Below are 9,035 nucleotides of genomic sequence, written 5' to 3' on the forward strand. Positions count from 1 at the left end.
CCCTATCGGGCCTTTGCCCACAGGCTCGCTTTTCCAACAAGATTTTTTATTTGTTTTTGAAAAGAAGAAAGGCAAAAGCGAAAACCCGATTGCCTTGATACCCGCCCCTGCAAGGCGTAGGATTGAATCCTATTGATCGACAGGAGGGCAGCATATGCGCTCGACACAGCAGTTCAGCATCACGCTTCCGAACGACATGGCCGACATGGTGAAAACGAAGGTCGCCACCGGCCAGTATGCGACGGAAAGCGAAGTCATCCGGGAGGGCCTTCGCGCCCTGGCCGAGCGCGATAAGGCGGTTGAGCAGTGGTTGCGCGAAAAGGTCGTGCCGGCCGCGCAAGCCCTGAAAGCGGACCCGAGCCGCGCCCGCAGCATCGGGCAGGTTCGCGAGCACCTGGCCGACAAGCGGAAGCGCGCAGGCTCCGGCGCAGCGTGACGTACACGGTTCAATTCAGCCCCGAGGCACAGGACCAGCTAGACGAGCTGGAAGCCTTCATTGCCGACGCCGCCTCGCCCGCCGTGGCGGCCGGCTACGTCGATGCGATCGTGACTTACTGCGAAAGCCTACAGACGTTCCCCGAGCGCGGTACACGCCGCGACGACCTCATGCCCGGCCTGCGGATCACCAGCTACCGCCGCCGCGCCGTCATCGCGTTCCTAGTGGACGTGCCGGCTCAAACCGTCTCGATCGTAGGCGTGTTCTACGGCGGGCAGGACTATGAAGCCCGGTTCCTCGACGACCTCGACGACTAGCCATCCCTCCCCTTGTTCCACGGCAAACAAAAAGGCCCGAAGTGCGGCAACACTTCGGGCCTCTGTTTTCCGTCCGACTATGCAGGAGTGAACGGGCAGTAGCTGTTCGAGCATTGTAGACCGCAACCCCTCGGAATCCAAGTCCCCGCCCTACTAGCCCTTGCGTTTGTAGTATCGTGTAGTATCATACAACATACTACCTACTACATTTGAGGCGCAGCTATGGCTATCACTCGCGATGCAATCTGGCAGGTCGCCGACGCCCTCGACGCCGAGGGCATCAAGCCGACCCTTGCCGCCGTTCGGAAGAAAGTCGGAGGCGGCAGCTACACGACGATTCAGGAGGCGATGACCGAATGGAAGTCGCGCCGGCAGCAGGCCGCCGCGCCGGCCGCTGATCCAGCGCCGCCCGAGCTGGCCGAGCGCGCCGCCTCGATGGCCGCCGAAATCTGGACCCTTGCCCGCGCCGCCGCCGACCTGGCACTTGCCGGCGAACGCCAGCAGATGGAGGCCGAGCGCGCCGAGCTGCGCGCCCAGGCCGCCGAAGCCGTTGAAGTCGCCGACAGCCTCACCGAGGAAAACGACCGCATGAAATCGGACGTGGCCGAGCTGGCCCGGCTGCGCCAAGAACATGAGCGCACCCTTGCGGAGCTGGCCGACGTGAAGCGCAAGAGCGGGGACGAAATCAACCGGACGATGGAGAAGGCGAACCGCAAGGACAGCGAGGCGATGGAAGCCCGCAAGAGCGAGCGCGCGGCGCTCGATCGCGCCGCCCACCTTGAGGGACAGGTGGACGCCCTGAAAGGCCAGCTCGCCGACCTCACAGCCACCCTCAAGCCGCGTGCAGGGGGCCGCCAATGATCCGCCCTGCCCTTCATGCCATCATCGCCGCCGCGATCCTGGCCGCGACCGCGCCGGCTTGTTCGGCCGCTACCTTTGCCGGCGAAGTCGTCGCCGTGCTGGACGGCGACACGGTAGACGTGCTGGTTAACCGGCAAACCGTCCGCGTGCGCCTGGCCGCGATCGACGCGCCGGAAATCCGGCACGGCACCCGGAACCCCGGCCAGCCTTTCGGCCAAGCCTCGCGACAGTCGCTCGCTGGCATGGTATTCCGTCAAAATGTGATAATTGATGAAGAAGGCACCGACCAATACGGGCGGGCCATCGGCACCATATGGGAGGGGAATTTCAACGTAAATGCGGAACAGGTTCGGCGTGGAATGGCATGGGTTTATCGCCACTACTCGCACGATCCGAAGTTGCTCCAAATGGAGCAGGAAGCCCGCGCAGAGCGGCGCGGATTATGGGCGGACCCGAACCCCGTTCCGCCTTGGGATTATCGTCATTCGAGGTGAACAGATCATGCGGAAATTGCTTGCGTTAGTGTCATTGATTGCCGTCGCCGGTTGCGCCCACCAGCCCGCAGCCGGCCCGCTCAATACGATCGCGGTCCCTACCCCCGTTCAGAACTGGGTGCGCTGCGATCTTGTGTTCGACAACGCGGGCGTGATTGGCGGATACGCGCAGCTTGTCGGCGTGCCGATCGCGGACACGGTTGAGAAACAGACACGCGGCCTTTCGGGCGAGCTGACGCCGGGCACGCCGGCAATGATGTTCACCTGGCTGCAAGCGCAGCGCCGCGCCTCATGGATGAATGGCGTTCACGTCCCGCTGTCGGTCGCGTTCCTCGACCGCAACGGCACGGTGACAGAGATTCAAAACATGGAGCCTGACACCAATGTTTTTCATTGGTCCGCCGCGCCGGCTATCGCCGCGCTCGAAGTCGGGCAAGGCACGTTCGAGCGCCTTGGCGTGCATGTCGGTTCGCGCATGGACGTGCAGCAGTGCAATGGCCCGATTGTCTATCCCGGCCTGCAAAAGCCGCGCTTCCGCGCGGGCTAATCCAGACGACGACAGGAGGAAACAAACATGGCAACAGCCCGAGAGATTGAGGATATGACCGTGGAGGCCCGCACGCACCAAGTGCATGGCCGTGTTCCCGATGCAGATTGGCACCGCTTCACGCAAGCGGCGGAAGGCGCGTTCGACGGCCAGCTCCGAGCGCGCGGCAACGATCGCTTGCTCGACCATGACCAGCTCGCGGCGATGGGCCTTGCGCGACAGATGGCCGTCGCCGATCGGAGCCGCGACAATCCGTTCGAGCATGACCAGCTTCGCCGGGCCTTCAATAGCGAACGGTCCTACGAGGCCACGCGCGAGGCGGCCTACGGCAATGCCGTGCAGGCCGGCATTGATGGCCTCGCCCTGCCCGCTGAAATTCGCCACGAACGCGCCTTGCTCGAAGCCTACCGCGACGGTCTGGCCGAACGTGAGACGAACTTGCACGCGCTACAGCGCGGCGAGCCGGATCAGGCCGGCAACAAGGAGTGGGCGAACCTGCGGGAGCGTCAGGCCGAGGTAGCCGAAGCCCTCGACCGCAACGGGCGCGAGAACGCCGAAGGCCGCGCAGAGCGCGGCGGGGAGGCGCGCGCTAACGCGCGCGACAACCCCCTTGGCGTCAGTGCGCCGGAGTGGAATCGGGCCGTGCAGAACGCCGAGCTGTCGATCGAGGCCCGGCAGCTCGCAAATCCGGGCGCGGGCGATCCAGTGATGCAGATGGGAATGAAGATTCCCGCAGGTCGCCAAGCGCAAGCGCGCGACGTGGCCGAGCAGCTCGCGCATAGCGAGGATGTTCACGGCAAGCCGAAGATCGAACGCGCCGAGCCGGGCCGTTCCTACGAGGGTCGCGTCGTGGACGTGACTGAAAATCGCGTGTTCCAGAACGTCGGCGATCGCGTGATCGAGCACGACCGGCAGGCGTTGACCGGCAGAGGTATGTCGGGCGAGCTGGCCGGGCGAGAGGTGAAGATCGACTATCCGCATGGTCGCGTGGGGCTGGTGAAGGAAGCCGGCCAGGCGCGGGAAATGGGCCAGCAGGAGAAGGCCCTGCAGAAGGATTACGGCGGTCGGGAAAGGTAGCGCCATGACCGCACGATGGGAGACAAACACGCGCTGGTACGAGGCCGAGATCTTCTGCGATTTGTTCGGTTCGTGGACCGTCGTGCGGGCCTGGGGCGGCAAGGGTTCGCGCCGGCATGGCGGCATGATCGACGTGGTTCAGGACGAGGCCGCGGCCGTCGCCAGAATCGAGGTTTTGAGCAAAGAGCGCAGCCGTCGAAATCCACCGTATCAGCGCGTGGCCTAGCAACCTTGGGCGTGCCCCTCCGCTGCGCTGCGGGTCGGGCTTTCGTGCTCCGCATCGAGCCGCTGCGCGTCTCGCCCCTACGGGCTTCAATCCACGGCCCTAGCGGGCCTCTCACGCCTCCGGCCGGCTAGACCGGCCTGCGCGCTCCGCTTGCCCCTCCGGGCCGTCTACACGGCCCTGCGCGCCCTTCGGGCTTGCCCTCCCCTCCGCATCGAGCGCCGGCAGCTCATCGGCGCCGATCGGCCGCTACAGCCCTCGAACCTGCCACACGTTCCGGCTTGTTCGATCAAGGGCCGCTGCGCTGAAATCCTCACCCGTTCGGTGCTCGCCTTCGGCTGCGCTCCGCGTGCGGCCTCCGGTTTCTCCCTTGATCGCGCCGGCCCGCGCGTCAGGACGGGCTTACCGCGACCGACCGACACCGACGAGCAGACCCACCAGCGCAGCCCTTTCCATGCTCCAGGTCGAATGATCGTGACGGCCTGCGGCCGTCGCATTCAATGCAGAACGCCGGCCTTCGGCCGACGAAAGGCCCGCTCCCTCCCTCGACCTCCAAGCAGGCCCGGCAAGGGCAAAACATGCAAGGTCAATAAATTCGCATAAATCTATTGACCACTATAGACAAACGCCCCTCTATGTCCTATAATTGTCTCATCGGATGGCGAAGACAGTCCCACTACTGTCCTAGATTTGTCCGATCGTCGGGGGATCAAAGCGGCGGCAACCGCTCCCCCGGTGTCTTTTTCACCCGTTAGGAGTCTCGACTATGCAACTCGCTTCCCGCTTCGCTTATCGCTCCCCCGCCCTGCGTTCCAATCGTCCGCTGACCGACGACGAAATCAGGGGCGTTGCGCCGTCCATCTTCGCCGTGGAGCCGCACGAAAGCCGTTCGGCCCGCTACACCTACATTCCCACCATCGACGTGCTGCGCGGCCTCCGCAATGAAGGTTTCGCCCCGTTCATGGTCGTTCAGACCCGCGTGCGGAATGAGGACAAGCGCGAGCACACCAAGCACATGATCCGCCTTCGTCATGCCGACCAGATCAACGGCAGCGAGGCAAGCGAAATCATCCTCCTAAACAGCCACGACGGGACCAGCAGCTATCAAATGCTGTCGGGCATGTTCCGCTTCGTTTGCCAGAACGGCATGGTTTGCGGCGAAGTGCAGAGCGATATTCGCGTGCCGCACAAGGGCGATGTAGTCGGCAGCGTCATCGAGGGCGCATTTACCGTGCTGGACAGCTTCGAGAAGATCGAGGACCAGCGCGAAGGTATGAAGGCCCTCACCTTGTCGGATGGCGAGCAGGGCGCGTTTGCCCGCGCTGCGCTCGCCTTGAAGTACGACGAGGAAGAAGCCCCGGCCCCGATCGTCCCCGAGCAGCTTTTGACGCCCAAGCGTTGGGAGGATCGCAGCTCCGACCTCTGGACGACGTTCAACCGCGTGCAGGAAAACATGGTGCGCGGCGGTATCCGTGGCCGCAACCGCACCGGCCGCACCACCACCACGCGCGCCGTCAACGGCATTGACCAGAACGTGAAGCTCAACCGGGCTTTGTGGGTTCTCGCCGACGAAATGCGGAAGCTGCGCGCCTAACCGCTACCCTGCCCCGGCCTCGCGCCGGGGCAACCCCCAGACCATCCCACAGCAACGCGGATCAGAAAGGAGTCCGTATGTTCGTTTCAGTGATCGAGTTTGTTTTGACCGTCGCAGTATTCCCGGCCTTCCTCGCGATCGGCGTCATGCTTTTGCTTGATGGCGTGATCGGCATGATTTTCGAGGTGCATCTACTGGCGTTCGCTGTCGGCCTGGGCGCGATGGCGTGGGCTTTGCGTTTCGGCAGCTCGCCCATTGTCGCGGCCGTGGCCGGCTTGCAGCTCGACGGAATACCGCTCCCCCTTGCCCTGCTATTCGCGTCCGCCGCCTATCTCATCGGCTCTTTCGTGGCGGCCCGAATCCTCAACGGGATTTCCAGCGAGCGGCAGTAATCGCAAGGTCAATATTTTTCCGTATTACTATTGACCGCTATTGACTTTTTGTTGTGTCAATGGCACAATCATCCTACCGGGGATCGGGCGGCAACCCGCCCCGGTTCAACTGTCCAAATGCAGGAGTGACGCAAATGTTTAACGTGAACAAAGTAATCATCGCCGGCAACCTTGGCTTTGACCCCGAACTGAAAAAGGCCGGCGACAAAGACGTTTGCAACATCAGCATTGCAACCACGTCGTATCGCGGCCGAGGCGAGCAGCGCGAGGAAGTCACCGAATGGCACCGCGTCGTGTTGTTCGATCAGAACGCGCAATATGCAGGGGGTTTCCTGCACAAGGGCGATAACGTCTATGTGGAAGGCCGCTTGCAGACGCGCAAATGGTCCGACGACAAAGGCGACCATACCGTGACCGAGATTATCGCCGACGTGTTTCAGGGCAACCCCCGGAACCGCAGCGAGGCCCCGAGCGGCAATGACAGCAGCGCCGGCACGCCGCGAGGCCGCCGGCAGAAGTAACCCAAGGGGCGGGGCCGGAAGGCCCTGCCCCATTACCCCGTGAGATTGAGAACATGGCCAAGGCCAGCATGACCGCCGCCGAATTTGATGCACTCAGGCCCGAGCTAGGCCGCCTTTCGGTCGATACTGTCGATATTGCCCGCCGCGTGTTGGTGGACGGCGCAACACAGATCGAAATCGCCAAGGCCCACGGCCTCACCAAGCAGCGCGTTAGCGGCATGGTGAACCGCGTTCTAGCCGCCGCGCGCGAAATCCCGGCCGGATGGGAGAAGGTGGAAACCTGGCTGCCCCCCGAGCTGGCCCAACAGGTACGCAAGATGGCCGAGGATGCGAAAGCCAAGGCCCTACAGGAGGTTTCAGAATGACCGATCGCGAATTGACCGAACGCCGCGAAGCCGTCGCCAACGCTGTCGCCACGCAGCGCCTTGAGGGCTTGGAGCCGGACCCGCGCACCGTCGCCGAGCTTGAGCAGGTCGCGGCCGGCGAGCTGGACGTGTCGGAAGTCCTGCGCCGCGCTCGCGAGCGGATTGCGGCCGGCGAATTCCGCGCCGTGCCGGCGAAGTAAAGCCGGCATGGCGAAGTATCCAGCCGACGCAAAAGACCCCTACGCCGACCCCGCAAGCGGCTTGCTACGTAACCGCTTGGGGATCACCGAAGGGGCCGAGCTGGAACGCGCCGAGGCCACGCTTGCCACGATCCGCGCCTACGAGCTGGACACAGCGCCGGCCCCTGCCCGCTTCGACCTCGACCAGCTCCGGCACGTCCACCGCACGCTATTCGGCGACGTCTACCCTTGGGCCGGCGAACTGCGAACCGTGGACATATCCAAGGGTGACACGCGCTTTGCAAACGCCGGCATGATCGAGAGCGCGGGCGCGCAGCTCTTTCGCCAGCTCGCCCGCGAGAACAACCTACGCGGCCTCGACCCCGAGGCGTTTAGCGCCCGCGCCGGCCACTACCTGGGCGAGGTGAACGTGTTGCACCCGTTCAGGGAAGGCAACGGGCGCGCGCAGCGCGCTTTCGTCAACCAGATCGCGCACGCGGCCGGCTATCACGTCGGATGGACGAACATCACGCGCGAGGAAATGACGCGCGCGTCGATCGAGGCTTACGCCGGCACGGCCGACCGCATGGCCGGCCTGATCCGCGCGAACCTCACCGATCGCGACCGCGCCCGCGCCGCCGAGCTGGCCCGATCGGTTGCCGGCGACCTGGCGCGCATCGAGCGCGCCGAATCCGGCCAGAGCTACGCCGGCCGCGTCGTCGGGGCGACGGAACGCTACATCGTTCAGGAGCGCAGCGGCGTCCCCGGCGCGATGATCCTGCACAACCGCCGCAGCGTGAACGGCGACGCCGAGAAGATGCGCGGCCAGAACGTCGAAATTCGTTACCCGCAGGGCAATATCGGGCTTGTGCGCGAGGCCGGCCAGGATCGCCAGCACGGCCCGGAAAAGTCGCGGCAGTACGACCGAGGCCGCGAGAAATAAAACGCCCGCGCGGGGGTGCCGGGCGGGCGCTGTCCCACTTGTCGGCTTGCGCCTGACGTTCGGGACGTGCCGAGGATCGCAGATCGGGCAGGGCGGTTGCAAGGAAGGGCGGCGGGCGTGCCCCTCCGCTGCGCTGCGGGTCGGGCTTTCGTGCTTCGCATCGAGCCGCGTTCCGCGTCTCGCCCCTACGGGCTTCAATCCACGGCCCTAGCGGGCCTCTCACGCCTCCGGCCGGCTTTGGCCGGCCTGCGCGCTCCGCTTGCCCCTCCGGGCCGTCTACGCGGCCCTGCGCGCCCTTCCAGGGCTTGCCGCCCCTCCGCATCGAGCGCCGGCAGCTCATCGGCGCCGATCGGCCGCTACAGCCCTTGAACCTGCCTTCCGGCCCGGCTTCTACGGTCAAGGGGCTTTCGCGGCATATCCTCACCGGCTGCGCCGGCTCCGGTATTCCACGGTCCCCTTGACCGCGCCGGCCCTACAGGCAGGACGGGCCTACCGCGACCGACCGACACCGACGAGCAGACCACCAGCGCAGCGCCCTCCCATGCTCCGGGGCGATGGATCGTGACGGCCTACGGCCGTCGCATTTCACCAGGTCGCCGGCCTTAGGCCGACGAAAGGCCCGCTCCCTCCCTCGACCTCCAAGCAGGCCCGGAAAGGCGAGGGGAGGCAAGTCTATATTTCCACATTATTCTATTGACTGCTATTGACATGCCGGCTTTGGTGTCCTATAATTGTCTCATCGAATGGCGATAATTGTCCTATCTCTGTCCGATCCACCAACAAGAAAAGGAGCCTAAATCGTGGTCAATTTCTTCCGAAATACCGATACCGCCGTCCCGGTCCTGTTCTATTTCGACAAGGCCGAAAAGCTGCGCGAGTTCGAGGCGTTCACCGTCGAGGCAATGCCGCAGGCCCGCCCGCATCAGATCCCCGCCGAAGTCACCGCGTGGTGCGTGTGCGCCAAGTACCGTTTCATCGACCGGCGCGAAGTCATCGCCGAATTCCCGAACGAGCTTTACGCGACGATCTTCCGCGACATGGCCGAGAAAACGGCCGCCCACATCTGACCATTCCCACCAGCCCGGA

14 protein-coding genes are annotated in these 9,035 nt (G+C 64.5%); all 14 read left to right on the forward strand.

The annotated features are described in order from the left end of the window. Positions 1-154 precede the first annotated feature (154 nt). Positions 155-436, forward strand: coding sequence for a type II toxin-antitoxin system ParD family antitoxin (locus AC1ZQA_RS16140; protein WP_482679391.1), 282 nt, complete (start codon positions 155-157; stop codon positions 434-436). Further along, on the forward strand, positions 433-753 hold the full coding sequence (locus AC1ZQA_RS16145) for a type II toxin-antitoxin system RelE/ParE family toxin (RefSeq protein ID WP_482679392.1): 321 nt from the start codon (positions 433-435) through the stop codon (positions 751-753). The genes AC1ZQA_RS16140 and AC1ZQA_RS16145 overlap by 4 nt, the downstream gene beginning before the upstream one ends. Positions 754-975: 222 nt before the next feature. Then, a complete protein-coding gene (locus AC1ZQA_RS16150) occupies positions 976-1,614 on the forward strand; it encodes a DNA-binding protein (RefSeq protein WP_482679393.1) in 639 nt (212 codons plus the stop codon). After that, the gene (locus AC1ZQA_RS16155; protein ID WP_482679394.1) at positions 1,611-2,108 is read left to right on the forward strand and encodes a thermonuclease family protein; all 498 of its coding nucleotides are present in this window, start codon (positions 1,611-1,613) and stop codon (positions 2,106-2,108) included. Before AC1ZQA_RS16150 ends, AC1ZQA_RS16155 begins: the two co-directional genes overlap by 4 nt. 7 nt (positions 2,109-2,115) lie before the next feature. Then, a complete protein-coding gene (locus AC1ZQA_RS16160; protein ID WP_482679395.1) occupies positions 2,116-2,655 on the forward strand; it encodes a DUF192 domain-containing protein in 540 nt (179 codons plus the stop codon). A 27-nt stretch (positions 2,656-2,682) separates the two neighbouring features. Further along, the gene (locus AC1ZQA_RS16165) at positions 2,683-3,732 is read left to right on the forward strand and encodes a KfrB domain-containing protein (RefSeq protein WP_482679396.1); all 1,050 of its coding nucleotides are present in this window, start codon (positions 2,683-2,685) and stop codon (positions 3,730-3,732) included. Positions 3,733-3,736: 4 nt separating this feature from the next. Continuing rightward, complete coding sequence (locus AC1ZQA_RS16170) at positions 3,737-3,958, forward strand: hypothetical protein (RefSeq protein WP_482679397.1); 222 nt, start codon at positions 3,737-3,739, stop codon at positions 3,956-3,958. Between the two features lie 763 nt (positions 3,959-4,721). Next, positions 4,722-5,549, forward strand: a complete 828-nt coding sequence (locus tag AC1ZQA_RS16175; RefSeq protein ID WP_482679398.1) for a DUF932 domain-containing protein — start codon at positions 4,722-4,724, stop codon at positions 5,547-5,549. Positions 5,550-5,626: 77 nt separating this feature from the next. Then, a complete protein-coding gene (locus AC1ZQA_RS16180) occupies positions 5,627-5,941 on the forward strand; it encodes a hypothetical protein (RefSeq protein WP_482679399.1) in 315 nt (104 codons plus the stop codon). Between the two features lie 134 nt (positions 5,942-6,075). After that, positions 6,076-6,462: a single-stranded DNA-binding protein gene (gene ssb, locus AC1ZQA_RS16185; protein ID WP_482679400.1), complete on the forward strand. Its 387-nt coding sequence runs from the start codon at positions 6,076-6,078 to the stop codon at positions 6,460-6,462. Between the two features lie 53 nt (positions 6,463-6,515). Then, positions 6,516-6,827: a TrfB-related DNA-binding protein gene (locus AC1ZQA_RS16190; RefSeq protein ID WP_482679401.1), complete on the forward strand. Its 312-nt coding sequence runs from the start codon at positions 6,516-6,518 to the stop codon at positions 6,825-6,827. After that, positions 6,824-7,027, forward strand: coding sequence for an antitoxin VbhA family protein (locus AC1ZQA_RS16195; RefSeq protein WP_482679402.1), 204 nt, complete (start codon positions 6,824-6,826; stop codon positions 7,025-7,027). The genes AC1ZQA_RS16190 and AC1ZQA_RS16195 overlap by 4 nt, the downstream gene beginning before the upstream one ends. Positions 7,028-7,034: 7 nt before the next feature. Then, positions 7,035-7,949 (forward strand): Fic/DOC family protein, encoded by a 915-nt coding sequence (locus AC1ZQA_RS16200; protein ID WP_482679403.1) that lies wholly within the window; start codon positions 7,035-7,037, stop codon positions 7,947-7,949. A gap of 800 nt (positions 7,950-8,749) precedes the next feature. Then, positions 8,750-9,016 (forward strand): hypothetical protein, encoded by a 267-nt coding sequence (locus tag AC1ZQA_RS16205; protein ID WP_482679404.1) that lies wholly within the window; start codon positions 8,750-8,752, stop codon positions 9,014-9,016. The last annotated feature ends 19 nt before the right edge of the window (positions 9,017-9,035 follow it).

It is taken from the genome of Thiomonas sp. DCM-2 (assembly GCF_056820905.1).

What these genes read in the sequence shown, in the direction of transcription:
- AC1ZQA_RS16170 (WP_482679397.1), top strand. Translation starts at nt 3,737, where the DNA reads ATGACCGCACGATGGGAGACAAACACGCGCTGGTACGAGGCCGAGATC.
- AC1ZQA_RS16150 (WP_482679393.1), top strand. Translation starts at nt 976, where the DNA reads ATGGCTATCACTCGCGATGCAATCTGGCAGGTCGCCGACGCCCTCGAC.
- AC1ZQA_RS16160 (WP_482679395.1), top strand. Translation starts at nt 2,116, where the DNA reads ATGCGGAAATTGCTTGCGTTAGTGTCATTGATTGCCGTCGCCGGTTGC.
- AC1ZQA_RS16200 (WP_482679403.1), top strand. Translation starts at nt 7,035, where the DNA reads ATGGCGAAGTATCCAGCCGACGCAAAAGACCCCTACGCCGACCCCGCA.
- AC1ZQA_RS16140 (WP_482679391.1), top strand. Translation starts at nt 155, where the DNA reads ATGCGCTCGACACAGCAGTTCAGCATCACGCTTCCGAACGACATGGCC.
- AC1ZQA_RS16190 (WP_482679401.1), top strand. Translation starts at nt 6,516, where the DNA reads ATGGCCAAGGCCAGCATGACCGCCGCCGAATTTGATGCACTCAGGCCC.
- AC1ZQA_RS16155 (WP_482679394.1), top strand. Translation starts at nt 1,611, where the DNA reads ATGATCCGCCCTGCCCTTCATGCCATCATCGCCGCCGCGATCCTGGCC.
- AC1ZQA_RS16175 (WP_482679398.1), top strand. Translation starts at nt 4,722, where the DNA reads ATGCAACTCGCTTCCCGCTTCGCTTATCGCTCCCCCGCCCTGCGTTCC.
- AC1ZQA_RS16165 (WP_482679396.1), top strand. Translation starts at nt 2,683, where the DNA reads ATGGCAACAGCCCGAGAGATTGAGGATATGACCGTGGAGGCCCGCACG.
- ssb (WP_482679400.1), top strand. Translation starts at nt 6,076, where the DNA reads ATGTTTAACGTGAACAAAGTAATCATCGCCGGCAACCTTGGCTTTGAC.
- AC1ZQA_RS16180 (WP_482679399.1), top strand. Translation starts at nt 5,627, where the DNA reads ATGTTCGTTTCAGTGATCGAGTTTGTTTTGACCGTCGCAGTATTCCCG.
- AC1ZQA_RS16195 (WP_482679402.1), top strand. Translation starts at nt 6,824, where the DNA reads ATGACCGATCGCGAATTGACCGAACGCCGCGAAGCCGTCGCCAACGCT.